This window comes from Streptomyces sp. enrichment culture (genome assembly GCF_964273255.1).
In the GTDB taxonomy this organism is placed as follows: Bacteria; Actinomycetota; Actinomycetes; order Streptomycetales; family Streptomycetaceae; genus Streptomyces.
This window is the reverse complement of record NZ_OZ186835.1, coordinates 541,634-567,362: the sequence shown is the minus strand read 5'-3', so window position 1 is coordinate 567,362 and position 25,729 is coordinate 541,634. Positions and strand designations below refer to the sequence as shown.

General features: G+C 69.8%; 15 protein-coding genes and 4 pseudogenes. 6 read left to right on the top strand and 13 right to left on the bottom strand.

The genetic code is table 11. The features are described 5' to 3' along the window. The first annotated feature begins 129 nt into the window (after positions 1-129). Together ACSU53_RS02535 and ACSU53_RS02530 are read left to right on the top strand one after the other, a co-directional pair. Positions 130-1,452 (top strand): hypothetical protein, encoded by a 1,323-nt coding sequence (locus ACSU53_RS02535; RefSeq protein WP_437024536.1) that lies wholly within the window; start codon positions 130-132, stop codon positions 1,450-1,452. A gap of 160 nt (positions 1,453-1,612) precedes the next feature. After that, entirely contained in the window at positions 1,613-2,710 is a 1,098-nt protein-coding gene (locus tag ACSU53_RS02530; protein WP_437024535.1) for a hypothetical protein, read from the top strand. Here ACSU53_RS02530 and ACSU53_RS02525 read toward each other — a convergent pair. Beyond that, entirely contained in the window at positions 2,685-3,191 is a 507-nt protein-coding gene (locus tag ACSU53_RS02525) for an ATP-binding protein (RefSeq protein WP_205077761.1), read from the bottom strand. The two genes, ACSU53_RS02530 and ACSU53_RS02525, sit on opposite strands and share 26 nt — an antisense overlap. A 226-nt stretch (positions 3,192-3,417) precedes the next feature. Here ACSU53_RS02525 and ACSU53_RS02520 point away from each other — a divergent pair, with 226 nt between their 5' ends. After that, positions 3,418-4,929 carry an oxidoreductase gene (locus ACSU53_RS02520; RefSeq protein ID WP_344556827.1) on the top strand — a complete coding sequence of 504 codons (1,512 nt, stop codon included), beginning with the start codon at positions 3,418-3,420 and terminating at the stop codon, positions 4,927-4,929. Here the strand turns inward: ACSU53_RS02520 and ACSU53_RS02515 are convergent. The 4 genes and pseudogenes from ACSU53_RS02515 to ACSU53_RS02500 form a co-directional block, all read right to left on the bottom strand. After that, positions 4,926-5,387, bottom strand: a pseudogene (locus ACSU53_RS02515) (transposase); the annotation flags it as partial. The gene ACSU53_RS02520 and the pseudogene ACSU53_RS02515 overlap by 4 nt on opposite strands. A 148-nt stretch (positions 5,388-5,535) precedes the next feature. After that, positions 5,536-5,853 carry a Yae1 family protein gene (locus ACSU53_RS02510; protein ID WP_437024534.1) on the bottom strand — a complete coding sequence of 106 codons (318 nt, stop codon included), beginning with the start codon at positions 5,851-5,853 and terminating at the stop codon, positions 5,536-5,538. Positions 5,854-5,931: 78 nt separating this feature from the next. Beyond that, complete coding sequence (locus ACSU53_RS02505) at positions 5,932-6,399, bottom strand: hypothetical protein (protein WP_437024533.1); 468 nt, start codon at positions 6,397-6,399, stop codon at positions 5,932-5,934. Between the two features lie 84 nt (positions 6,400-6,483). Next, a complete protein-coding gene (locus ACSU53_RS02500) occupies positions 6,484-6,708 on the bottom strand; it encodes a DUF397 domain-containing protein (protein WP_186779377.1) in 225 nt (74 codons plus the stop codon). A gap of 319 nt (positions 6,709-7,027) precedes the next feature. On the opposite strand from ACSU53_RS02500, the gene ACSU53_RS02495 reads away from it, so the two are divergent. Together ACSU53_RS02495 and ACSU53_RS02490 are read left to right on the top strand one after the other, a co-directional pair. Next, a complete protein-coding gene (locus tag ACSU53_RS02495) occupies positions 7,028-7,930 on the top strand; it encodes a helix-turn-helix domain-containing protein (RefSeq protein ID WP_437024532.1) in 903 nt (300 codons plus the stop codon). After that, the gene (locus ACSU53_RS02490; protein WP_384667243.1) at positions 7,927-8,118 is read left to right on the top strand and encodes a DUF397 domain-containing protein; all 192 of its coding nucleotides are present in this window, start codon (positions 7,927-7,929) and stop codon (positions 8,116-8,118) included. Before ACSU53_RS02495 ends, ACSU53_RS02490 begins: the two co-directional genes overlap by 4 nt. Before the next feature lie 46 nt (positions 8,119-8,164). On the opposite strand, the gene ACSU53_RS02485 is transcribed toward ACSU53_RS02490, so the two are convergent. The 5 genes and pseudogenes from ACSU53_RS02485 to ACSU53_RS02465 form a co-directional block, all read right to left on the bottom strand. Beyond that, a complete protein-coding gene (locus tag ACSU53_RS02485; protein ID WP_384667240.1) occupies positions 8,165-8,530 on the bottom strand; it encodes a hypothetical protein in 366 nt (121 codons plus the stop codon). 220 nt (positions 8,531-8,750) lie between these two features. After that, complete coding sequence (locus tag ACSU53_RS02480; protein ID WP_437024531.1) at positions 8,751-12,803, bottom strand: Eco57I restriction-modification methylase domain-containing protein; 4,053 nt, start codon at positions 12,801-12,803, stop codon at positions 8,751-8,753. Positions 12,804-14,023: 1,220 nt separating this feature from the next. Beyond that, positions 14,024-15,427: pseudogene (locus tag ACSU53_RS02475) on the bottom strand (helicase-related protein); the annotation flags it as partial. A 378-nt stretch (positions 15,428-15,805) separates the two neighbouring features. Beyond that, a complete protein-coding gene (locus ACSU53_RS02470; protein WP_437032988.1) occupies positions 15,806-22,141 on the bottom strand; it encodes a protein kinase domain-containing protein in 6,336 nt (2,111 codons plus the stop codon). Positions 22,142-22,436: 295 nt separating this feature from the next. After that, positions 22,437-22,606 (bottom strand): annotated as a pseudogene (locus ACSU53_RS02465) (aminoglycoside phosphotransferase family protein); the annotation flags it as partial. 52 nt (positions 22,607-22,658) lie between these two features. Between ACSU53_RS02465 and ACSU53_RS02460 the strand changes: the two are divergent. Further along, positions 22,659-22,835 (top strand): annotated as a pseudogene (locus ACSU53_RS02460) (transposase); the annotation flags it as partial. A 522-nt stretch (positions 22,836-23,357) separates the two neighbouring features. Here ACSU53_RS02460 and ACSU53_RS02455 read toward each other — a convergent pair. The 3 genes from ACSU53_RS02455 to ACSU53_RS02445 form a co-directional block, all read right to left on the bottom strand. After that, positions 23,358-23,651 carry a hypothetical protein gene (locus tag ACSU53_RS02455; protein WP_164349034.1) on the bottom strand — a complete coding sequence of 98 codons (294 nt, stop codon included), beginning with the start codon at positions 23,649-23,651 and terminating at the stop codon, positions 23,358-23,360. Positions 23,652-23,936: 285 nt separating this feature from the next. Further along, positions 23,937-24,620, bottom strand: a complete 684-nt coding sequence (locus ACSU53_RS02450) for an ABC transporter ATP-binding protein (protein WP_164333335.1) — start codon at positions 24,618-24,620, stop codon at positions 23,937-23,939. Beyond that, the gene (locus tag ACSU53_RS02445; protein ID WP_164443963.1) at positions 24,617-25,705 is read right to left on the bottom strand and encodes an FtsX-like permease family protein; all 1,089 of its coding nucleotides are present in this window, start codon (positions 25,703-25,705) and stop codon (positions 24,617-24,619) included. Before ACSU53_RS02445 ends, ACSU53_RS02450 begins: the two co-directional genes overlap by 4 nt. Positions 25,706-25,729: the final 24 nt, after the last annotated feature.

The following is a 25,729-nucleotide window of genomic DNA, read 5'->3' as shown; positions in this document are numbered from 1 at the left end:
ATCAGGCTTCCTCGGACCTGTGCCGCTGGGTGGCCGATGTGGATCGAGTGACACACGGTGCGGTGATTCGGCTATACCGTTCTGCCGGGACGTCAGACGCGGGCTGACGTGGGATGAGTAGGGGGGACGATGATCGACTACCGCAAGGTGCCGAATGTTCCGGTCTGGACGCTGGCGACACGCGATGTCCAGGTGCCGGCCGTCATCGGGGACGGGCCGATGACGCCCGAGCGGCTGACCGAACTGCGCGGGGTGCTGGCCGCGTTGGCCGACCAGCCGATCGCCACGCTGGAGGCGCACCCGCTGCCCGAGAAGCTCGACCGCAGCCGTGGCATTCCGCTCGATGCCGCCAGCCCGCTGGCGCAGCATCTGTCGCAGCTCATCACCGACTCGGCGAAGGTGTCCGCCACGGCCGCCAAGGCGACGGCCTCCGGCGGGATCCTGTGCCGCGTGGTGGTCCCGGCGAAGGTTGCCGGGGAGTTCGGGCAGGGGCTGGTCCGCTGGATGGTGCCGAAGGGGTCGAAGGGCGGGTTCTACGGCGACCTCGTGAATTCGGCGACGGGGCAGATCGTCGCGAAGCCGACGTTCGTGCCGGTCAGTGGAGCGGCAGCGGCCGGCACGGTCGGCGGCGCGGGCGCGACCGTCGGCGCCGCGGCTGCGGGGGGAACGGTGCTCACGGTGGCCGCTCCACTCGTGCTCATGGCGGTGGCCGTGGGGGTGAGCGCCCACGCCGACCGCAAGCGGCAGCAGGCCATCGAGCACATCACGGACCTTCTGGAGCAGCTTCAGGCCGACAAGCTCGACGACGAGCACAGCGCACTCAACGGCTGCCGCCCCGCCATCGACAAGGCCACGGCCATCCTGCTCGACCAGGGAAGACTCGGTGTCTCGCTGGGCCTCGACTCGGCGGTGCACGCCATCGACACGGCACTGAGCAAGGCCGATATCCGTCTCGCCCGTTGGCGGGGCGCGCTCGACAAGCTGCCCGCCGGCGAGCCCGTCGAGATGGGCACGCTGACCGAGGCGTTCCCCGGCGTCGACGAACAGGGAGGTGTGTTCCGCACCCACCTCGAACTGGTCTCGCTGGCCGTCGCGTTGAAGCGGCGCGTCAACGTCCTCCAGGCGGTCGAGCGGGCCCAGAGCGAGCCGGACAACCTGTTCGAGAACTTCGTCCGTGCCCTCAAGGACGACGAGCGGCGTCTCGAGGAGCTGGAGAAGGGCATCGCCGCCGTGCTGCTGCGTCTGTCGACGCTGGAGCTGGCCCGCCCGAGCAGCAAGCGCCCCGTCTTCACGACCGGTGAGGTCGACCGGCTGCTGCGTTCGGCGTACCAGCTCCGCAGCCTGGGCGACGGCGTCGCGCTCAACGGCCGCCCGACGGACGTGGCGATCGAGATCGCCCGCGACCGGGACGGCTCGGTGGTGGTGTTCCCCGCGCTGCCCGCGGAGGCATAGCGCTGCGGAGGGGAGGGTGAGGGCGCGCGGCTCCGGCGCGATGGTGTGGCTGGGCGGGGAAGCCTGCCCGACGTGCGTCACATCCTCGCCCGAAAGCACGCTGGTGAGAAGTTCCGGCGTTCTGAGGTGTAATCAGGTTGATGGTGCTTAAGGTCACCGCATGGTGGGGTTGAGAACGCTGAAGGGATACCTGCTCGAAGAGGTCCTCGCCTGGCTGCTGCGGACGAGTGGGTACCGTCTGCTGACGGAGGCGGACGACACGGCCAGGCCCCCGTGGAAAGTGCTGGAAAAGCGCAAACACGGCCTGGTGGTCCGGGGCCGGGGGGCTTGGCACCAGGCGGATGCTTTGGGTGAGTTCCCGTACGTCCCTCCCTTCTCGCTCCCGATCCGTCTGTTCGCCGAGGCCAAGTTCACCAGCCCCCCGGTCGGACTCAGTGTCGTACGCAACGGCCACGGTGTCGTGCACGATCTGAACGCAGGCGACGTCACCACGCTGAGCAATGGTGCGGGTCCTCGGCGCCCGAGGACGCGCTACCACTACAGTTACGCGATCTTCTCGACGTCAGGGTTCACGCGGGACGCGCAGGAGTTCGCGCTGGCCCATCAGATCTCGCTCATCGATCTGTCGCTGCCCGACTTCAACCCCCTGTGCAAGCTGGTGAAGTACGCCGCCGAGGCGGTCTACGACGTGACCAAGTCGATGCCTCCGAGTCAGCGGCCCGCCGTGTACAGGATCCGCAACTACGTACGCCGCCATCTGCTGGACATGGACGAGGGCCCCGTGCCCAGCTCCGCCGCGGTGACTCGTCCGCTCGACACGCTGGTGGCCGACCTGCAGCGTCTGCCGCTCGGACTCGTACTCGCCTTTCCCGCGGCTCCATTCGTCCTCGGGCTCGTCTCCGACGACCTCGAGCACTTCTTCAGATACGCGCGGGCACATCCCACTCACGCGGTGCGCGTGCGCAGGAGCCAGCGGAGCGCAGGGCATCCCCTCTGGTTCCTCGAACCCCGTGAAGGACGTGCCTACACGCTGAGCTTCAGCCTCCCGGAGTACGTCGAGGACTGGATTCTCGACCAGGAAGAGGGGATCCGGTCCCGCACCCGTCGGACGGCGCGTGACCTGCTCTCCGCCATCACCGTCTACTGGGTCGGGGGCGGACACACCCACACCTTCCGGCTCCACTACGACCCGGACGAGCTCCGTGAGGCCAGCGGAAGAGCCAGAACACCGTTCAGCGACGTGGACCTCCTGTACTGATCCCGAGGGTGGTCGGGCTGGTGGGATCGAGGCCGGGCGGCCAGGGACTGGTGTCGAGCAGGTCCGCCCGGACGGTCTTGCCGCTGGGTGGGTAGGGGACGCAGTCCCAGTGGTCGGCGAGGGCGGTGACGAGGGTCAGGCCGCGTCCGGTGGTGCCGAGTGGGTCGGTGTCCGTGGGGCGGGGGAGCGGGTGGAGGTCTCCGCGGGCGTCGCTGACCTCGATACGCAGGCGGCCGGCCGCCGGGCCGAGGGCGAGCGTGAGCCGGAAGCAGCGGCCCGGCACGCGCCCGTGCAGTACGGCGTTGGCGGTCAGCTCCGCGACGACGAGTTCGGCACGCTCCGTGAGGTCCTGCGAGACGCCCCAGGAACGCAGTTCGGTCACTGCGAGGAGCCGCGCGAGACGGGCGCCGCGCCGTGTGGAGGACAGGAGCTGGGTGAAGGCGCCGACGCGGGCGACGACGTGAGGTGTTGCCTGGTTCATGGCGTCAGCGTGGCGGGAGGGAACAGGCGGAGGCGAGTACCGCGTCCCGTACGCTGAGTGAGCGTACGGAGCCGGAGCGTCCGGTCTTCCACACGCACCGGTACGGCAGTTTCCGGGAGAGTTGTTTGCGAGGCGCGTTGGCGATCGGGCTGTAAGAACCCCTAACAGAATGAACTGATCTCTTGGTCGGTGCGCGACCGGGTGAGGAGATCATTACTCTGCATGGGTGCTGTCATATGACGAGTTGACCTCGCCGGAGCGCGAGCTATGGGACGCCTTCCCCGAGGGGTGTCGAGTTGACCTGCGCACAGGCGCGCCCGAGGCGGACGCTCCCTCCTCGGGTGCTCGGTGGGGTCCCGAACGCACGGTCCGCGCGGCCGTCGTGATGGCGCTGCTGCTCGGCGCGAACGATGATCGGTCTGGGGGCGTAGCCGCCCTGCGTCTCGCCGGGACGCGTATCACCGGCCGTCTTGACCTGTCCGGGGCGGAGATCCCCCACAGGCTCTCGCTGGAGGGCTGCCGGCTGGACGAGGCGGTGCGGCTGCGCGGGGCCACGACCCGGACGATCGAGGTCGCGGACAGCTGGGTTCCGGGGATCGATGCCGAACTCGCACGGATCGAGGGCGACCTGGATCTGAGGCGGTCGACTGTCGAAGGTGGCTCTCTCATACTCGTCAACGCCCGTATGGCCGGGAATCTCCTGCTCGCGGACGCCGAAATTTCAAGCCCGGAAGAATGGGCGGTGCTCGCGGGCGGCCTTGTCCTGGACGGCGGCGTCTTCGCCCGGCGGCTCACCACACGAGGCGGGTTCCGGCTGCCTGGCGCACGACTGCTCAGCGGTCTGTTCCTGCAAGGCGCACGGTTGGAGAACACCGGTGGCGTCGCACTTGCCGCAGGTGGTGTGACCGCCTCGACCGTGGACTGCTCCCAGGGATTCACCGCGCAAGGAAGTGTGCGGCTGCGCAGGGCTCGCATAGAAGGTCTGTTGACCTTCGAAGGAGCCCGTCTGAACGGGGACGGCACAGCCCTGGACTGCGTGGCGATGCAGGTGGGCGACTTCGACTACAGAACCGCAGCACCGCTCTCAGGGCTGGTGGACCTCCGGTCCGCACAGGCCACCTGGTGCCAGGACAGCGAGCGGAGCTGGCCTGAGAAGGTGCTTCTGGAAGGGTTCACCTACGGCTCCATCCGATTCCGGGATACGCCGTCCGCAGCGGGCGAAGGCGAAACGCCCGACAGGGACGAGGTGGCCCGTCGCCTGGCGTGGGTCCGTCGGAATCCCGGGTATGCCCCGCAGCCGTACGAACAACTCGCGGGCTGGTACCGGCGCATCGGCCACGACGACGACGCCCGCCGCGTGCTCCTGGCCAAACAGCGCCACCGACGCCTCACCCTATCCCTGCCGGCACGGGCGTGGGGGCACCTGCTCGACGTGACCGTAGGCTATGGCTACCGGCCCTGGTTGGCAGGCGTCTGGCTCCTGACACTGACCCTGCTGGGCGCCCTGGTCTTCGGTACCCACTCTCCCACCCCGGTGAAGCCGGGTGAAGGCGTCCCGTTCCAGCCCCTGGTCTACACACTCGACCTCTTGATTCCCATCGGTGGTCTGGGACAGCGCGTGGGGTGGTACTGGTCGAACAACGGCCTCCAGTGGCTGGCCTACCTGCTGATCGCTTGCGGTTGGATGCTCACGACCGCCGTCATCGCCGGTGTCACCCGCACCCTGCAGAAGAACTAGCGATCGACAGTTGAGTTCAGGCGTCGCCAGCAGAGCAGTGCGCATCCGAGGATGAGGAAGGCTTCGTGGATGTCGTCGCGGATCTCCCAGCGGATCCGCAGGCGGCGACACCAGTGCAGGTGGGCGAAGGCACGCTCGACAACCCAGCGTTGAGTGCCGAGTCCGGAGCCGTGTTCGGTGCCGCGTCGCGCGATCAGCGGCTTCACTCCCAGCACGCGTCCTGCCCCGGTCAACAGGGCTTCGTCCCGTCTTCGATCCCCCTTGAACGCACGGATGTGGGAGCCGTCGACTGCCGTCCGGGAGAAGCCCAGGGCGTCCGCACCGCGGAGCCTGGCCAAGAGCGCTTCGTGGAGCCGGGGCCACACGCCGGCCTTGGTCCACTCGGCCAGGCGCCGCCAGCAGGTCATGCCCGAACCGAAACCAAGTTCCGGTGGCGGGTGTTCCCAGGCGGTCCCGGTGTGCAGCACGAACAGGATCCCCCTGAAACACCAGCCTGTCCGGATGCCGCTTGCGCCCCGGATGCCGGACCCGACGTTTCGTTAGGAGTTCTAAGGCGAGCGGGGCCGCACCTCGGAGTGGAATGCGGTCGGAAACGCGTCCTTGGTGTCAGTGGGGGACGCGGTCCATGGAGGTGGGGGTGGCGAAGACCTCGTCAAGGCTGGTGGCGTCGATGGCGCGGTCGAACCAGAGATCCAGGAGCGGCAGGTCCGTGCAGGTGGTGACGCGCTGACGGGCTTCTTGCGTCAGCGGGAGGCCGCGGCGCTCCATCAGACGCAGCAACTGCTCGGCCTTTCCAGCCAAGCGTCCCTCCTTGAACCCCTCCTTGAACCCCTCCTTGAAACCTTCCTTGAAGCCTTCTTCCAGCCCTGCGAGGCGGGCGTCGCCCACGATGGTGCCTCGCCTGGGGGTGAAAGGTGTTTCCATCAGGTTCCTTCAGACTTTCGGGAGCGTTCGCAGCCCACGCCGCGTGTGGTCAAGGCGGGGGCGAGTGCTGGGTCTGCTCTACGCGCAGGGGCAGGCCAGTTCGGGCGTCGTGCGGTTCGGTGAGCATGTCACCACGGCCAGGGCGAGGTACGACGGGCGTTCGAGGTAGTGGCCGTACGACACGTCGCCGCCCGCGTGCAGCCGTTCGGCGGCGGCGTCCACCAGCCGAGCCAGGCGGGCGGTGTCCCGGTCGTGCTCCGCGGCGAACCGCGGGGCGTACTCGGCCAGGCGCTCACTCAGCCAGGCCACAGCCTCCTTCGCGTCCTCCCAGGTGCCCCTCACCAGTGAGCGCGGTTTGACGAGCCAGTACGCCGTCTCCAGGGGCGGGAGGTCCGACGTGCGGAACTCCGAGGCGACTTGGCGGTAGCGCTCGATCAGTTCCGGCCTGCTCCCGGCCGGGGGCGGATCGGGGTGCGGGGGCCGTCGTAGGGCCTCGTCGTCGAAACGTGCCTTGGGGCCGGTCCAGAGGTAGGCGTGGTGGTGCACGTGTTGCTCCCGGAGGGCGGAGCGCCGGCCGGACGCGGGGAGGGGCCCGGTCCGGCCGGCGACGGGGGAGGAGAGGGACGAGGGTCAGGCGCCGAGGCCGAAGCGGGCCGGGTCGATACCGGCGGCGTCCAGTTCCTCCGTGGTGAACCGCAGCGGCGCTGCGTCCGGCCGCTTGCTGTCGCCCAGCGCCCAGGCGTCCTCGCCGATCCGGGCGAGGGTCACGCACCCTTCCGTGCAGGGGCCGCCGCACGCCTTGGTCAACGAGGCCGCGCTGATGTCGAGGGCGTAGAGGTTGGTTCCGTTCTGCATGACTGCACCTTCCAGCTCGTCTGACGCGGCCGGGTCCGGCCGCGCCCGCCCGTAGTGGGCGGGAGTGCACGGAGGGGGCGGGCCGCCTGGTGTTTCCGCAGGTGAGCGGCGGATACGGACGGCTCGTCCCGGATCTCCGTGACCTCAGAGTGGCGGTCGGACGGGGGCGGGGACGAGTGTGGCACCCCGTACGCTGAGTCAGCGTACGGACACGAAGAGTGGACGGTACGTCTGATGATCCGTCAGTCTTGGGGTGGACGCGGGCGGCGGAAGAGACGGCCGTCGCGGTGCGGTGCGGAGGCAAGGAAAGGGGCGGCGGATGGACGTGGTCGGGGTCGAGGGGGAGGCGGCGGCCGGGAGCGCCGGCGGTGTGCGGGCGGTTCCGGCGGGGCCGGTGGGGGAGTGCGAGCGGGAGCCGCATCCGTCGGACAGCCTGCGGACGTTCGGGGCCGTCGTCCAGGCGCTGCGCGAGCACGCGGGGCTGAGCCGGGCCGACCTCGGCGCGAGGGTCCAGTACTCGAAACACACGGTCGAGTCGGTGGAGTTGGGACGCCGGATGCCGGACGAGGCGTTCGTGGAGCGCGCGGAGGAGGCCCTGGGCAACACCGGTGCGCTGCGGAAGGCCGCGCGGCATCTGACGCGGGGGGAGGCGGGGCTCGCGGCGTGGTTCCGGCGGTGGGCGAGGTTGGAGCGGGAGGCGGTGAGTCTGTGTACGTATGAGTGTCGCTTGGTGCCGGGGTTGTTGCAGTCGGAGGGGTATGCGCGGGCGGTGTTCGAGGGCACGATCCCGCTGCGGACGGACGAGGAGTTGGAGGTGCAGCTCGCTGCACGGATGGAGCGGCAGGTGATGATGCGGGAGCGGCCGACGGTGCCGTTCAGCTTCATCGTCGAGGAGCACGTGTTCCGGCGGCAGTTCGGGGATGCCGAGGCGATGCGTGGGTTGGTGGACCACGTACTTGAGCTCACGGCTCCGCGTAACGTGACGCTCCAGGTGGTGCCGGTGGAGGCGCGGTTGCATGCGTGTCTGGATGGGCCGTTGCAAATTTTGGAGACGGCCGAGGGCCGACGGCTCGGGTACTCAGAGGGGCAGCAGAACGGTCGGCTGATCTCCGACCCGAAAGAGATGATCCTGCTCTGCCAGCGCTATGACACACTGCGCTCGCAGGCCCTGAACCCGACCGAATCCCGGGACCTGCTGGAGCGACTGCGAGGAGAGCTATGAGCAGCGGCACGTCGGAACTCGCCTGGTTCAAGTCCAGCCACAGCGGCAGCCAGGGCGACAGTTGCGTGGAGGTCGCGATCGCCGAACAGGCGGTTCACGTCCGGGACTCCAAGGACGTGACCCGCCCGTCCTTCGCCGTCGGCCGTGAAGGCTGGGGGCAGTTCGTACGGTTCGCGTCGGAGCGATGAACGACTTGGGGGCGTGCCGTCCACTGGAGCAGCGGGCGGCACGCCCTCACCGCGTCTCTTTCGTGGGGCCGTATCCCAGGGCCGCGCGGTTGATGAAACGGTCACCGAGGTCGCGCACGGGCGCGGGCTTCGGTTGCTTCGCAGTGCTCTTCGCCGTGGACTTCTTCGGGGCTGGCTTCTTGCCGCCCGCATGCTTGGTTGCTGTCGCCTTCGCCTGCTTGGCCTTCTTCGCGGCCGGCGTGTTGCGTGCAGCGAACCTCTTGCGGGCCGCTGAGAGCCTTTCGCGTTCTGCAATGGCTACGTTGGTGGGGAGGGCCTCGGCGAGAACGCGGGCCCGGCTGAGCGCGTAGCGCGCTGCACTCCAGTTCTTTCTACTCATGGCCGAATTCGCCAGGCTGATGGCGTGCTGCAAGGCTCTGATCTTCGCGGGCTGCTTCCGAGGTATCTCGGACCCGGCTCCGCTGCTGCGCTTCTGCCCGGCGGCTCGGGTACGCCAATCCGTACCTGAGCTCAGGACGACGATTGACCGAGGGTTGCTGCTCTGGTTTACGCGTACCACGTGCGTTGTTCCTTGGTTGAGCGGTGGGGCAGGCCCTGGGGTGGCCACCAGGCGGGGCCACCCCAGGGGCGGGTCAGTCGTGGCGAGGACCCTGACCGGGAGGCGGGGTGAGGGTGGATCGGTAGGTACCGGACTCGCCCTCGATGAGCGGGTTCTCCAGGGTCAGGCCGGCGGCGGCCATGCGGTCGTACTCGGCGAGGATCAAGTTCTTGGTGCGGTACTCGCCATGCGCCTTCATGTCGTTGTCGCGGGTGACGTTGAAGGTGTCGAGGATGTAGGCGGTGTCGTCGCGGTTGATCCCGTAGAGGTGGAAGAAGAGGGCGTCCAGTTCGGCGCGGATCACTGCGCGGCGGTCCTCGTCCCAGCGGAACGGGGCGCCGGTGTCGCCGAGGTCGCGGGCGAATGGAGTCAAGTCTCGGCAGGTATATGTGAGCTCAAGCGTCCGCCGCGAAATGAAATTCTCATGGGGTGCGAGTTGGTGCGGTGTTGGTACAGGAGTCTGCTCAGATGTCCCCTGAGGAATGCTGGGCTGGCTCAATGAATTGCGAAGAGTGTAATCGTACGGGAAGGAATTGTAGACAGCCAGGAGGAGGTTGAGGTCTTTCGCTTCCGGTCCTGCGGAAATGATCCAGCCGTACGATGCCGCGCCCCATGGAATCAGAGCCGAGATTGCAGTTCGGTCATCAGTGCTTCGTGCCACACGACGATGCCCAAGGAGTGCAGTGCGGCATCCGAAATCGCGACGCGCCAGTCGATCTTCGGTGGCCTCGACTGATACCCAGTATTGCGGTTGCACTCGAAAATCGGCATCGGTGAGGTTTTCGATCGAGACGAGTCTATCTCCTGCGGCGTCCGCGAATCGGTGTGTGAATTGATGACCCATGCGCCCCTCATACAGGGGGAGCAGTCTGTTATCGCCGCGAATCAGCGCGTTACCGGCCGGGTGCCAACCGTCCCTAAGGAGGTCAGTGAAGGATTCACCGTTCTGAACGTCAGGACGGAATAGATGGGCGTCATTGGACATGTGAAACATGGTCATAAGTGAGATGCCCCAGGCGTTACCATCGATCTCTTTGGTCTTGTCTACGAGGACTGGCATTCGGCGGTAAATTCCGAGAGTGATCTCTGCGTCTCGGCGAGATCGAAAGACCGGGCATGTCCCCGTGTTTGGGTTCAATAGGGTGATTTCTTCGGGTGTGAGGCTGAAGGTCTTAGTCGGGTTTTTGAGCTCTTCTGGGTTGTGGAGGAAGAACCCGAAGCGCGCGGATCCCTCGGTGCAGTGAGGGCCGGTCAGAGAGAATACGCAGAACTTAAATGACCTATGCACGTCGGGAAAGATGGGTGCTGCATTCTCGAAGTCGAAAAGAGCGGCCAGTGACTCGTGTTGGACAATATCTTTGAAGAAGAATTGCGTTGTTGCGTCCGTTGCAATCCCTGTTGGAACGATCATGCCAGTCCGGCCGTGCGGGCCGGTGAGGATACGATCCGTCTCTGCGAAGACCGCATACGTGTTGATGTCGCCGCGCGCTGTCAGAGGGAAGCGATTGCTCATGCGCAGGAAGTGGCTTTCGCCTTCCGCGCGACGCTTAGCTGCGCCGAACTCGGTGAAAAGGCGCCTACCGTCTGGATCGCCACTTAGAGCAGCGATAAGCTTCTTCCGGGAAGCTGCGTTCTTTGCCTTGGCGATCAACGGCGACCGCTGCGCGAAGAACTCCTGCTCCTGGAGCTTGACACGCTCCCACGGCGGATTCCCCACCACCGCATCGAACCCACCGGCCCACCCCGTCCCCGGCTGGACGCCCGCCCCCGACTTCGGGACCGCGAACACCTCCGGGAACTCCAGGTGCCAGTGGAAAAACCGGTACTGATCCCGCAGGCTCATGATCTCGGCGTGCGTGGTGTCCGGCACCGCCGACTGGTCACGCCCACGCAAGGCGCGGAACACTTGGTCGGTCGGAGCCTCCGGCGCCCCCTCCCACTTCGGCCAGACGAACGCGGCGCACCAGGCGTCGGCGGCGTGCAGGTCCTGCACGTACGTCGCGGACTCCACGTAGGCCTGGTACGCGGACTCCTGCGCCCGCACCTGCTCCAGGGAGTCGGTTGGCGCAGCTGTGATCCGGGCGAGTTCGGCGGCGTACTGGTCATTGCCAGGCAGGACGTCCGTGTCGAACAGCAACTCGTCCTGGCCACCACGCTGGGCCTTGTTCCGCTTGACCAGCCCAGCCGCGTATTTCTTGTCGTCCCCCTCGATCGGCTTGAACGCGTCGTCCGGCACGCCCTCCGCCAACAACTTGGGCGTCGCGCCGATCAAGCCGTTGCCGTGCTTAACGTGGGCGTCCAGGAACCCAAGCGGCTTACCCGGATCCAGCGCCTCCAGCCACAGCGAGACCTTCGCCAGCTCCACAGCCATCGGGTTGAGGTCCACGCCGTAGATGCAACGCGCGACGACCTCGTGCAGCGCATGCCGCACTGCGTCGACCGTCGGCTCCGGGTTGCGCTCCCGCACCGACGCAACCCGCTTGGCGATACGCCGAGCTGAAGCGACGAGGAAGTGCCCAGACCCACAAGCCGGGTCGCAGACCGTCAGTGACAGCAGCTCGTCGACGATGTCGTCAGCCGGGTCGGGACGGCCGGCCTCCGTGGCCCGCTGCTCGCCCCGCTTCACCGCGTCGTCTATGACCGGATCCAGCGTCGTGTCCAGCAGGCACTCGATCAGCGACGACGGGGTGTAGTAACTACCGGTCGTCTTACGACTGTTGCCCGCGACCTCGATCAGCTCGAAGGTCCGGTCCGTCGCCGAGTGCTTCGGCTCCAGCTCCAGCAGCGACTCGTAGACCGAGCCCAGCTCCTCCGCGTCCAGGTGCCGGTAGTCGACGGACCGCCACCGCCGCGCACCCGGGTCCCGCACCTGCGCCAGATGCCGCACGGCGGCCAGCAGCGACTCGTTGGACAGCTTCAGCCCGTCCAGCGGGGCGTCGGCCTCCGTGTGCGTGAACAGGCCACCGAGGCCGGGCAGCCCCAGCTCAGGACGGCCCTCTTCCTTCCCCAGCGCGTCGAGGACGATCCGCAGCGCCTCGTACTGGTCACCGTGCGCCGTCCCCTGCCGCCGCCGGGCCCGTTCCCGCAGCCGCGCCGACGAGAAGTACCGCTCGTACGCCTCCCGTTGCCGCTCACTGGCGTTCGGGTCGAGCAGGGCGTCCCGGTCCTCAGCCACAAACACGAACAACAACCGGTACACCAGCCGCAGCAGCGCATCCCGCAGCGCCTTCGGGTCCACGTCCTCCCGCAGCCGCACGTTCTCCGGATGCCGCAGGAACCCGGTCCCGAGCACGGTCAGCGCGTTCTGCACGCCCAGCCGCAGCTGGTCCAGCGCCCGCGCGCCCGAAGTGACGGCCTCCGTCCGCCACTTCTCCAGCCAGCACCCGGCCGGCGCCGCCCCCTCCGGCACAGCGAACCGCGAAGCATGCAGCACGCAGTACAGCAGCACGAACTCGCTGAACAGCTCCCCGTCGAAGATCGCCTCAAGGTCGAACTCGACGTACGCCGCCGTAGCAAACGAAGACGAGTCCCGCAGCAGCCGCAGCCGGCGCCCGTTCGTCAGCACCGCCCACAGGTGGGCCTCGGTGCGGTTCAGGCAGTCCTGGAGCATCGACTGCGCCGGGACCTGACCGGCCGCCGGACGCTTATCCAACTCCTGGTTCCACGGCACCAGATGCACCAGCGCGGGACCGTGCCGGTGCGACACCGGGAACCGCTTCTCCGCATCCGAGTCGGCCGGGATGCCCCCCGCCCCGACCTCCGTCAGCGCACCGAAGTCCAGCTTGCGGAACAACTGGGCGAGCCAGTCGGAGCCCGCCCGGCCCGTCGGGTCAGCGGACGGCGCACCCGTGACCGGGTCCGAGGGCAGCGCGGCGCGCAGCTCGCGCCACAGCGGCTTGAGGTATTCCCAGGCGCGCTCGGCCTCGTCCCGCACGGGGACGGAGGCGGGCAGGCCGTAGTCGGCGGGCTTGGTGCCCGGCAGGTTCCGCGCCTCGGCGATGCGCAGCAGCATGTCGGCGGGGAGCAGACCGCCGACCGTGGTGACGGCGGTGAAGGCCAGGGCGGTACGAGTGGCGGCGGCGGACATCAGGCTTCGGCTCCGGACACGGTAGAGGCGGCGGGGGCGGCGGGCGGCACGTAGACGTAAACCCCGAGTACGTCGGCGGGCTCCTGCGGGACGACCTTCAGGCCGCGGACGATCTCTTCGTTGGCCTTGCGCACCCGGCGGTGCGAGGCGTCCAGTTCGGCGGCCAGGCGGGTGCCGTACTCGGTGAGGTGCTCGGCGAGGCCGGGCAGGCCCTCCAGCGCGCGGGTGATGAACTTGCGGGCGGACAACTCGTGGGTGTTGGCGGTGGCGCGCGCGCCGAGCAGCGCGGCGGCCGCGTCGTCGTCCAGCCAGCGGGCGCGCTGCGGCAGACCCTCGTAGGCCAGCAGCCGCGCGTCCTCGGCGACCACCTGCCGCTCACCCGAACGGGACGGCAGGGTGAGGTGGAAGCGGTAGCGGACCAGCAGCAGCGTCGTGCGGACGCTCACCGCGTCCGTCGTCACCACACCGCAGCGGCGGGCCGGGCGCGGACCCAGCGCCTTCGCGTCCAGCGCCGAGTCCAGGACGTACGAGGCGACGGCCCCGATCGCCGGATCGGTGCGGACGAGGGCGGCCTCGCCGCGGCCGATCGCCGGCGTGGTGCGGAACGGGATCTCGCGGTCCTCCTCGACCAGCCGGTTGCCCAGCGTGGCCGCGAGCGCGTCCCGCAGCCCGGCCGGGGTGCCGCCGACCTGCGCGGTGAAGTCACCGCTGCCGTCCCGCGGATCGCGCACGAGCGCGTCCAGGTCCCGCAGCGCCTCCAGCATGAACTCGCGGACCTCCTCCGCGCCGCCGAGCGCGGCCCGTACGGCGGCCACCTCGCGGGCCACCTCCTCCGGGTGGATGGCCCGCTGCGCGTACTTGGAACGGGAGGTCTTCTCCCGGTCGGCCGCCGACGTCCACTCCCGCTCGATGCGGTCGAAGGACTCCTGGTGGGCGTCCATCTCGAACAGGCTCTCCTGGCTGCCCTGCCGGCCGTGCAGCAGCAGCCACTCGACCACGGCGTCCGTGACGCCGCTCGCGGTCTCGTCCGGGACGGAGACGGAGATGCCGAGGTCCTTCTTGATCTGGCGGTGCTTCTTGAAGAGCACCTCCAGGACCTTGCCGTCGATGCCGTTGTCCTCGCCGTACATCGTGATGACGCGGACCTGGTCGCGCTTCTGCCCGTACCGGTCGACGCGGCCCTCACGCTGGTCGTGGCGGGTGGGGTTCCACGCCAGGTCGTAGTGGACGACGGCGTCGAAGTGGTGCTGGAGGTTGACGCCCTCGGAGAGGCAGTCGGTGGCGATCAGCACGCGCCGCACGGACGGGTCGCCGCCCTCCTCGGCGGCGAGCTGCTCGATCCGCTCCAGGCGCTGCTGCGGGGAGAGCGTGCCGGTCACGGCCGCGATCCTGGTCCTCTTGCCGAGCTTGCCGTCCAACTGCTGGGCGAGGTAGTCGGCCGTGGGGATGTAGCGGCAGAACACGATCGGGTTGTAGCCCTTGCCGATCAGGTCCTTCAGGTGCTTGGTCAGCGCCTTCAGCTTCGCGTCCCCCGCCGGGCCCATCAACTCCTCCGCACGCCCGGCGAGTTCCAGCAGGCGGGCGCCCGCGTCCTCCGACTCGGCGGCGCCGGGCGCCACGTCCATGCCCTCGTGCCGGTCGTTCTCGGCGGAGTCGGCGGCCACCGGGGCGCCCAGCACGTCCGCCTCGTGCGCGGTGCGGGCGGTGGCGGACTCGGAGCGGGTCTTCAGGGTCTGGGCGGCGGCGGCCGGGGACGACACCATGGAGCGCAGCAGGGCGATCACCGACCACCAGGCGATGCGGGCCTCCCGCTTGCCCTGCTCCCCGGCCGCGTGGACGCGGTCCGCGGCGTAGGCGATCGCGTCGTCGAGGAGCGCCCGGTAGGCGGGCGTCAGCTTGTACGGCTCGTCCTTCGTCCAGCGGTCGGACGGGAACGCGGTCCGCTCCGCCAGGGAGTCGTCGGCGAGGCCGTCCTCCTTGGTGAGGTAGTCGCGGACGTCGGCGCGCTTGCGGGCCACGAAGTGCTCGGCGAGCTTCGCCCGGCCCGCCGGCGTCTCCAGGTCCAGCGTCGCCAGCTCGGGCCGCACCAGGCCGAGCAGGTTGCGGAACGCGGACTCCTTGCCGGAGTGCGGGGTCGCCGTCAGCAGCAGCAGATGGCGGTCGGCGTCGGCGGACACCTTGCGCAGCAGCTCGTAGCGGAGCTGGTTCGTCGCGGAGGACGCGCCGCCCTGCGCGGGGTCGTCGGCAGCCACGCAGGTGTGCGCCTCGTCGACGATCACCAGGTCGGGGCAGTGCTTGACGAAGTCCTCACGGTGACGGGTCGACTTGATGAAGTCCGTCGAGATGATCGTGAACGGATGCCGGTCGAACAGCGACTGGCCCAGCTCCAGGTTCCGCTCCAGACGCGACACTGTGGACGCCAGCACCAGCTCCGCGTCGATGCCGAACTTCTCCCGCAGCTCGCCCTGCCACTGCTCGGCCAGCGCGGGGGAGCACAGCACCGCCAGCCGGGTCGCCTCGCCCTGCGCCAGCAGCTCCTTGGCGATCAGCCCCGCCTCGACGGTCTTGCCGATACCGACGTCGTCCGAGATCAGCAGCCGTACCGTGCGCTGCCGCAGCGCCATCAGCAGCGGCACCAGCTGGTAGGCGCGGGGCTCGACGGCGATCGACGCCAGCGAGCGGAACGGGCCCGCGCCCGACCGGAACCCGATGCGCAGCGCCGTGCGCAGCAGACCGGCGGCGCGCTGGTCGCCCAGGTCGTCCGGGCTCGGCGCGGCGAACTCGGCGGGGCGCACCTCCTCGAACGAGGGGAAGACGGCCGCGATGTCGTCCTCGCTCCCGCCCAGCGGGCGCAGCACCAGCATGTCGGGGGCGCTCTCGGGCAGCACCACCCATTCCCGGCCACGGGCCGCGACCAGCGAGCCGGCTGTGTACGTGAGGCTCATGGGATGTCTCAGTTCCTCGGGTCGATACGTCGGGAGGTCGAAAGGGGCGCGGGACGGTCAGCGCAGATGGAAGTAGGCGGCATGGTGCTCGACGACGGCGTCCCAGTCCGCGTCCGCAGGGAAGCGCAACACGTCCCAGCCCGCCTCCTCCAGGCGGTAACCGGCCTCCACGTCACGGGAGGAGTCGGCCGGCCGGTCCGGGGTGTCGACGAACACGGCGAGGTGGACGCCGTCCAGGCGGAACACCAGGTCGGGCCGGGCCGCCGCCGCGTCGACGAACACGTCGGCCGCGTCCGGCAGCCGGTAGCCCTTCGCCTTCAGCCAGCCGACCAGATCGCCCTGCGCGACGAGCGCCGCCAGGTCCGTCTCCAGCGGCGTCGGCACGGACACGGGGGAGTCCCCGGCAGCGGCGGGAGCGTCCGCGTCCGCCGCCGTGCTGCCGCCCGTGCCGGCAGCCGCCGCCGGTACGAGCCTGCGGAACACCTCGCTGCGCGACTCGCCCCGGTCCTCCCGCTCGGTGCGGGCGCCGGCCAGCCGCAGCAGCAGCGGGCGGGCGGTGTGCCGGCTCAACTGCCGGTGGTGGGCCTGGTTGGCGTACGTCAGCAGGCAGGTGTAGCAGCCGCGCGCGCACTTCTCCTGCTCGGAAGGACCGCCCAGGTCCTCGCCCGTGTCCGGGTCGAAGTGGCAGATCTCCAGTGCCGTCCGGGCGGCCTGCGCGAGCGCGTCCTTCTCGTGCTGAATGCGGCGCAGCACGCCCGCACCGCCCTCCGCGGCCTCCGTGAACAGCATCCGGCGGCGCGGCCCGTCGTCCGGGGGCAGCAGCTCCGCCGTCAGCTCGGAGTCCTCCAGCTCGAACGCCGCCTCGATGCCCCGCTCCAGGGCGTACAGGAACGACAGCGCCACCGGCTCCGGCTGCGGCTCGTCCAGCGTGACCACCAGGATGTTCCGGCGGTCCTCCACGTACGGCAGGACTCGCTTCTTGCGGCGCTTCTCGTTGCCGTCCTCGTCGACCACCGGCATGCCGGTGCCCTCGATGGCGTCCGCGGCGGCCCGGTCGTTCAGCCAGCGGCCGTCGCCCAGGTCCAGCCAGTAGCCGTCCGGCTCGCCCTCCTTGTCGCGGACCCGGCCCAGGTTGGTGATGCGGACGGTCGCCGAGTCGCCGTAGTCCAGGTCGAGGACGGGCGTCCCCTCCCCGTCCCTGACGTGCGAGGTGAGACGGCCCTTGCGGGCGCCGTGGTCCTGGAACGCGTACGACGTCTCCAGGCGGAAGCCTGCCCTGCGCCGCTCCTCCTCGTCGGAGGAGATCCGCTCACGCGGCGTGGTGTACACGGTGTGCAGGTGGAGGAGGCCGGTGCGCTTGCCGCGCAGCGGCTCGCCGCACATCGCGCACAGGTCGGAACCGGCCCTGACATCGTGGTGGTAGCCGCAGCCGTCACAGCGGCGGGCTTCTGCCGTCGCCAGGTCGCCCGAGGCGTCCGGCGGCAGCTGCACCCGGGTCACCTGGTAGCGGGCGCCCTCGTGGTAGATGAGCGCGCCGGGGCCGAACTCGCGGATCGCGAGGAACCGGGGCCGCTGCAGGTAGTCGCCGTCGGCGTTGCGGCGGTTGCCGGAACGCGGGATGTAAGCGGCCAGCGGCAGCCTCGGGAAGCTGTAGCCGGGCAGGAACCCCTCGGACGCCAGGTAGCGGTACGGGTTGAAGTCGCTCATCACCGACTTGCTGTCGGTGGAGCGGTTCAGCAGCAGGTTCGTCTGCGTCTCCGCCTCCCGGCGGCGGGTGCGCGCCCGGCTCTGCTCACCGGGGGAGAGGGTGTGGTCGACGACCCGCTTGTTCTGCTCGTACTGGTCGATGACGGCCGCCCGGAACAGGTCCCGCCACCGGTCGAACGCCGCGTCGAACTTCGCCGGGGCCCGCTCGATCCGGTCCTCGATCCACTCGTCGTACCACCAGGTCGTCGCCTCGAAGTCGGCGATCAGCGGGGCGAGGACCGTACGGGCCGCGACGACCGCACGGCGGCGGGCGCCCTCGTCCAGGGACAGGTCGCGGATCCCGTCGACCAGCGGCAGGGGCATCTGCGGGTCGGGGCGGTCGTCGCCGTCCGGGTCGTAGGCGACGTCGATGACGTGCGGGATCGCGGCGCCCAGCTCCATCCCGGTCTCCGCCAGCCAGATGCCCTGGAGGTGCGAGCGGACCAGGTCCTCGTTGGCGAGATCCAGGCGCGGCGGGGCCACCTGCCCCGACACCATGTCCCGGGAAAAGCGGAAGTAGTACTGGTCGTGGCTGTTGCCCGTCGCGCAGTACGTGGTCACCAGCGCGGGCTGGCCGGAGCGGCCCGCGCGTCCCGAGCGCTGCGCGTAGTTCGCCGGAGTCGGCGGCACGTTGCGCATCATCACCGCGTTGAGCGAGGCGATGTCCACGCCCAGCTCCATCGTCGGCGAGCAGTACAGCAACGGCAGTTCGGCGTCACGGAACTGCCGCTCGCGCTCCAGCCGGTCCTCCGGCGTGACCTGCGCGGTGTGCTCCCGCGCGAACAGGCCGGCCAGCTCGGCCGCCGCCGTACGGTACAGGTCGCGGAAGAACGGATTGACGCGCGGCCCCTCGCCGCTGCTGTAGGTGCGCGCCAGCGGGTCGACCGCGCCCCGCTCACCGTCACCGGCCCGCCAGATCAGCGCGGCGGCCGCCACCCGGTAGCCGAGGCGCTTCTCCGACGCACGGCGGCGGAAGGCCGGCCCCGAACGCTCGGGAACCGCCTCCACCTCACGCACGAGCTCGGCGTCCCGCAGCACCTTCAACAGGTCCTCGATGACGCACTGCACGTCCTCCAGCGAGGCCGACGCCTCACGCAACGCGGGCAGGTTCCGCCGCAGGTACTTGCCGAACTTGCCGCGCGCCGACAGGAACAGCGCCGACCGCTCCATGCCGGGCCGCGAACCGTACGGGTAGGCGGTGCCGACGGTCGGCTGGTCCGAGTCGCTCAACACCCACGGGCCGGTCAGGCGCTCCTCGCTCGCCCGCTGCAAGGTGTCGAAGTCGTCGCGGAAGTACTGCACGTCGATGGCCAGTTCACGCCGCATGTGGTCGAGCAGCGTGCGGCCGATCTCCTCGCGCAGATGCGGGTCGGCGTCGCGCAGCACCGCGTGCGCGGACTGCCAGCGGTCCGGCTGGGCGGCGACCCAGTCCAGGTCCTCGTAGCCGATCCGCAGCAGACCCGTCTGCTCCAGGTTCGGCATCGTGATGCGCCAGCCGCGCTCCAGGTCGCGGTAGAGGCGGTACCCGACGACGTCCCGGAACACCTTCGCCGCCCGCTTCTCCATGGACGGAGGCAGGTTGGTGCCCGACGCGTAGTCGCGAGGCGTCAGACCCATCACCTCGGTGACGGCCTCGGCGAGGTCGTCGTGGCGCAGCCCGTCCTCACCCGCCCGCACAGCCGCCTGGTACAGCGCGCCGCGCAACTGCGTCACCTGGGCGAAGTCGTTGAAGTGCCCTGCCTGCAGGGACGCGTCCTGCCGGTTGTCGACGAAGGTGAGAAGCTTGCGCGCCTCCTTGCCCAGACTGTCCTCGGGCACCGCCCGCAAGGACTTCACGATCGACGCGGAGATCAGCGAGGTCGCCGACGAACGCCCCTCCTGGTCCAGGGTGGCCAGCTTGGCGAAGTCCCGCCCGCGCGTCTGCTCGTAACTGACCTGGCAGTGCACGCAGAAGAGGAACGGCGCCGGCACGAACGCCGCCACCAGGCCCTCACCGGACTCGTTGCCGTGGGCGTCCACGACAACCCGCTTCGGCAGACGGGGGCGGTAGGACTTCTTGACGGTCATCCCGCCGTTCGCGTCCGGCTCCAGCCACGACTCCGGCAGCCGGCGGTCGTCCACGGCCTTCTGCGGATCGGCCGGCCACTCGTAGTCCTGCCCCGGCATGCCCAGATACAGGTAGCCCTCGCCCTCGCGGCCCCCGGAGGCGGAGGTGTCCCGGCGCGGCTCGTACCGGAAGGCGCCGCCGTCCTCGCTGCGCCAGACCGTCAGGTACTCCTGACCGCACTCACGGCAGAAAGCCAGCGGGAACAGCGGCTTGCCGCCGCTGTCCGGCTGCTCCAGCTGATAGGTGCGGGTCAGCGGCCGGGTGAGCGGATCTTCCAGCGTCGTGTAGACGGTGTCGCCCTTGGACAGGAACTGGTGCAGCCGGAACGCGAACAGCGGCCGCTCCGTCACCGGGTGCTTGGCCTGCGCGCCCGCCTCCAGCGTGGTGCGGATCGCCTCCCGCACGGTCTCCTCGGCGACACCGGACACGGCGGACAGCTCCGCCGCCGCCTCCTCGACGGTGGCAGGGGCACGGCGGCGCAGCCGGCCCGTGCCCTCCTCCTGCTTCAGCCCGAACCGCGACTCCACCCAGCGCGCCAGGGAGTCCTTCGTCAGCGCCTCGTACGACCGGGGCGCCGAAGGCACCCGCAGCCGCTCGGCGGGCACGGACTCTGGCGCCTCATCGGTGGCCCGGATCAGGGTCTCGCCGATGACCCGCTCCGGCAGCACCGTCGTGCCGAACAGCCGCCTGGCGACCTTGGCCACCTCACGCCGCTGGTCGTCCCAGGTGCCCTCGGTCGACATGGTCGCCGAGGTGCCGATGCACTGCAGGGACTCCGACGCCCGGCAGGCCTCACGGACCCGCCGGATCAGGAACGCCACGTCGGCGCCCTGCCGGCCCCGGTAGGTGTGCAGCTCGTCGAAGACGAGGAACTGAAGTCCCTCCGCCATGCGGATCAGGCTGTCCCGGTCGTCCGGCCGGGTCAGCATCAGCTCCAGCATCACGTAGTTGGTCAGCAGGATGTCCGGCGGGTTCTTGCGCAGCTCACGGCGCTCCTCGCTGGACTCCTGGCCGGTGTAACGGGCGAAGGTGACCGGCTCGCGGCCCTTCCCGAAACCGTGGCGCAGGTACTTCTCCAGCTCCCCGAGCTGCGAGTTGGCCAGCGCGTTCATCGGATAGACGACGATCGCCCGCACCCGGCGCTCGGCGCTGGGTCCCGCAGCCTCACGCTCCTTCAGGACGCGGTCGACGATCGGCACGATGTACGACAGCGACTTGCCGGAGCCGGTGCCGGTGGTCAGCACGTAGGAGTCGCCCGCCTGCGCGGCCTCGATCGCCTGGCGCTGGTGGAGGTGGAAGGTCAGCGGCCGTCCGTCCGGACGCGACGAGGTCTCCCTCTTGCCCGCCTGGAAGATCTCCGCGCACCTCGGGTGCAGGACGCCGTCCCGCACCAGGTCGGTGACCTGGCCGCCGTCGGCGAAGAACGGGTTCAGCGACAGCCACGGGTCGGGCCACTGCGACTTCGCCCGCAGATCGTCGGCGACGAAGCCCTCGATGCGCGCGTCCCGGATCACCGTGCCGCTCTTGGTGAAGCTCTCGTACTCGGTGATCAGGTCGGCGTGGATGCCGAAGACGTCCATCGCCTCCGGCAGACGCGGCTGCCTGCGCGGCGCGGGCGCGGGTACGGCGGGGACCCGCTCGGGAAGCAGGGCGCGCAGCCGCGCCACCGGGTCGGACTCCTGCCAGTGCGGAGCGAGCAGGGCAGCCGTCGGGTCCTGGGAGAGCGCGAGCGGGACCAGCACCTCGCGGACCGACGCGCCGTTCTCCGGCCGGTGTTCGGCGTCCTTCTCCAGCAGACGCTCCACCAGCCGGACCAGACCGGCGGGCAGATCCGGACGCACCAGCGTCAGCTGGGGCGGCAGCTCCCGCAGATGCTGCTCGGAGATCTCGTAGTGGGTCCGGCCGGAGAACGGCGGACGGCCGATGAGCAGTTCGTACAGGATGCAGCCGAGCGCGTAGAGGTCGGCGGAGGCGGAGACCTGCTCGGCGCGGAACTGCTCGGGCGCCATGTAGCGGGCCGTGCCGAGGCTGACGCCCGTGCTGGTCAGGCGCGTCTGGTCGGGGTCGTCGACGATCGAGCCCATCCCGAAGTCGAGGACCTTGACGGTGCCGTCACCGGTCAGCATCACGTTGGCCGGCTTCAGGTCGCGGTGGACGACCCCGGCGGTGTGCGCGGCGGTGAGCCCGGACGCGATCTGCGCGCCGATGGCGGCGACCCAGGAGACCGGCAGCTGGGGTTCCTCGTCGATGAGGTCGGCGAGCGGACTGCCGTCGAGCAGCTCCATCGCCAGGTACGGCAGTCCGCCGCCGTCCGCGGTGTCGTCCACGCCGCCGTCGATCAGGAGCGTGAGGTTCGGGTGCCCCTGCGAGAGCATGCGCATGATGCGCACCTCGCGGCGGAAGCGCGCGGTCTCCTTGCCGGACCCCGAGGCGTCGATCGCGCCCCCGGTCCGGCTGCGCAGCAGGGTCTTGACGGCGACCTGCCGGTGCGGGGAGTCCGGGGCGGCCTTCAGGTCCTCGGCCCGGTGCACCTCGCCCATGTTCCCGCGCCCGACGACGCCTGTGATGCGGAAACGTCCGCCGACTGTCCCCAACCCCACTTACCCCTCCCCATTCACCCGTTTTGTACGCGGTGGATGCGTCCCGCAAGGGAGCGTATACCGTCCCGGTTGAAGAGGATTATGCAATCTGTTTACGTTGTCAACGCGTCGACTGTGTTGTTAGTGCGATCGACGTATGTGTCTGCAGGCTGACATCCGGGCGCCTCGCAACGTGGTAGAGCTCGCGGCCGGCCAGTCGACCAGTCGACCGGCTGGGCGGGTGCTTCCTGAGCGGCGGCGCGTCGTGCAGCTTCCGGATGGCGGCGCCCGCCGCGGCCCACGCCGTCGGCGACCCGGTCGACGGCCCGCCGAGGCGCCCAAGCGTCGTCCCCGGGAGTGCGGCGGTCGCGAGCACGGGCGGCTTGCGCCACAGGACCTCCGGGTCGGGACCGGCGCGAGGGGCATCGCCTCGACCTCGACGTCGATGCGCGCCTGATCGGCGTCCACCTTCCAAGGGATGAGTGCTCGTCGTCCGTACCGCAGTGATGTCTCCCACGCCCGCTGGGCCTTGATCGAACCGGTCTTCACCGCTTGGCGAGCCGGGCGAACGGGTCCCGGCACGGCGGCCCGGGTGCACGACTTACGGGAGATCGTCAACGCGATCCTGTACGTCAACCGCACCGGCATCCCGTGGGAGTACCGCACGACTTCCCGCCGTACAAGACCGTCTACGACTACTACGCGAAGTGAGGGCCGACGGCACCACCCAGCAGGTCCACGACCTGTTGCGCGACAAGACCCGTCGATCCCACGGCCGTCACCGTCCACCAGCCGCACCCGCCGTACGACACCGCCATCGCGTTCCTTGACCACCCGCACACCGGCCTCCCCGAGCCTGCACTCGGAGGGCTCAACGAGACCTCCACCGCCACGGCGCCGGGTCCGGCATCACCGGAAGGTGTCCAGACAAGGAGATACTCGGCCGCTACAACTTCACCGGCTCCGTCCTCGTCGGCGGGAGTCTGCGTCCGCTGTGCGACCCGGACGCGCCGGAGCTCGATGAGGACGGCGACGGCGAGCAGGAGTGGCAGGCCGAACACCGAGCGGGGGCCGCCACACTCCCCGGCCGGCGCTCGGTTCAGGGCCCAAGGGGACAGGGCGGCGTCTTCAGTGCGGGAGTGGACCACGTCGCTCAGGGCTGCATCGGCCGAACCGTTCACGGGTGGGCTGCACCGGCGGCGGGACGGCGGGTGGTGGGAAGGTCTGGCACTTCGGCAGTGCGGGCCGAAGCGGGATCCAGTGACACGTCGATCACATCGACGAGTCTGCGCAGCTTGTGCTGTGCGCGCGGCGCGTCGGACCGCGGCACGCGTACGACGGCCGTGGCCGAGTCCGGTGATGAGGTGGTGTATGCAAGGTCGAGCACGTGGTGGTTGTTGAGGGTGGCGGCAAGGCGTGCGAGCGTTCCGTGGCCGGGCCGGAGCGTGACGGTGAGCCGGGTGTGTTCCATGGGTGGTGGTCCTTGTCTATGGGGGCCGTGGTGGGGCCGGAAAACGAAAAAGACCCCTCGCGAGGTGCGAGAGGTCTGCGTGCGGGCGGTGAGCCGGGGAGGGTTACTCCTGCGGGCTCGGTGCCGGCACGCTGCCGCTGGTAATCAGCTGCTGCTGCATGCGGGCATGCTGGCAGAACCCGGCTGCCGCTCGGAAGGCCATCTCATAGTGCGGACGAGGGGAGGGGCCGGGGCGTGCCCCCTGGTGTGCTGGGGCACGTCCCCGGGCCTGGGGGCGTCGGAGGGTCAGCGGGCTGCTGCGGGCAGATGGAGGCGGCCGTCGTGGACTTCGGCGATCTGGTCGACGGCGGTGAGGCGGGTGCGGTCGTGGGTGACCAGGACGGTGGCGGTGGCCTGCTGGTGGGTGAGGCGGGTGATCAGGTCGATGATCGCGGCGCCGCGTTCGTGGTCGAGGGCGCTGGTGGGTTCGTCGACCAGGAGGACGGTGGGGTCGTTCATCAGGGCGCGGGCGATGTTGACGCGCTGGCGCTGGCCGCCGGAAAGCTGGTGCGGGCGGCGGCCCGCGAGGTCGGCCAGGCCGACCGCGTCGAGCAGGTCGAGGGCGCGGGTGCGGGCCTTGGCCGGTGAGCGGCCGTCGAGCTGGGCCATGACCTGGAGCTGTTCGGCGGCGGTGAGGGAGGGCAGCAGGTTGGGCTGCTGGAAGACGATGCCGATCTTGTGGCGGCGCAGATCGGTGAGCTCGCCGCGGCTCATACCGGTGGTGAGAATGCCGTCGATGGTGACGGCGCCGGTGTCGGGGGTGATGAGGGTGGCGGCGACGGCAAGGAGGCTGGACTTGCCGGAGCCGGAGGGGCCGATCACGGCCGCGAGGCTGCCCTTGGGGACGTCGAGTGTGACGTTGTCGAGGGCGGTCAGTCGGCTGTCGCCGTCGGGATAGGTGAGAGTGATGTCGGTCAGGTCAAGGCTCATCGGGCGCTCCCCAGGGCGGTCAGCGGGTCGACGGAGGTGATGCGGCGGATGGCCAGGCCCGCGCCGAGGAGGCCGAGGAGGATCACCACGGCGGCCGGGAGCAGGACGGTTGTGGGGGTGAGGAGGAAGGGCACGGCGCTGCCGGAGACGAGCGCCCCGAGACCTGCGGCGAGGCCGGTGCCGAGCAGGGTGCCGCCGACGAGCAGGACGACGGCCTGGCCCAGTGCGTCCTTGAGGAGGTTGGCCGTGGAGGCGCCCAGCGCCTTGAGGACGGCGACGTCGCCGCTGCGCTGGATGGTCCACACGGTGAAGAAGGCGCCGATGACCAGGGCGGAGATGGCGAACAGGAAGCCGCGCATCAGCTGCAAGGAGCCGTTCTCGGAGGCGTAGGAGCCGATCGCGGAGAGCGAGTCGTCCTTGGAGAGCGTCTTGGTGCCTGCGGCCTGGTCGGTGGCCGCCAGATCGGCGTTGGAGGTGGTGGTCAGGGCGATCACGGTCGCAGCCGGGCCGTCACCGCCGGTGGTGGGGGGCGCGGTCTCCTGCCAGACATCGAGGCTGGTCCAGATCACTGGGGTGTGGCTGAACGAGGCATCGCCCTTGACGGCGGCTACGGTCAGCCGGTCACCGGCCAGGGTGAAGGCGTCCCCCGCCTTGAGTCCGAGGTCGTCGGCAGCCGTGGTGGACAGCACCACCGACTTACCGTTGATCTTGTCGCTGTCCGGGGCGAGGCGGGAGCCGGGCTGGATGCCGAAGGCGGATACCCCGGTGCTCCTGTCGCCGGCGGTGGCCTTGGTGGTGGTGATGCCCAGCGGTTCGGCACTTTCCACGCCGGGCGTCTTGGACCACTGCTGCCACTGCTTGGCGATGACGGTGGAGTTGGAGTAGGACACGTCCTGGCCGCCGCTGGGCGCCTGGAAGGCGATCCTGTCGGCCGGCAGGCCGGTGATGGCGGAGACGTTCTGCCGGCCCAGCCCGGCAGTCAGTCCGGACAGCAGGCCGACCAGCAGGGTGATGAGCACGATGACGGTCCCCATCAGGGCGAACCGCCCCTTGGCGAACTTCAGGTCTCTCCAGGCGACGAACACGGCTTTGGCCTGCCTTTTTCTGGC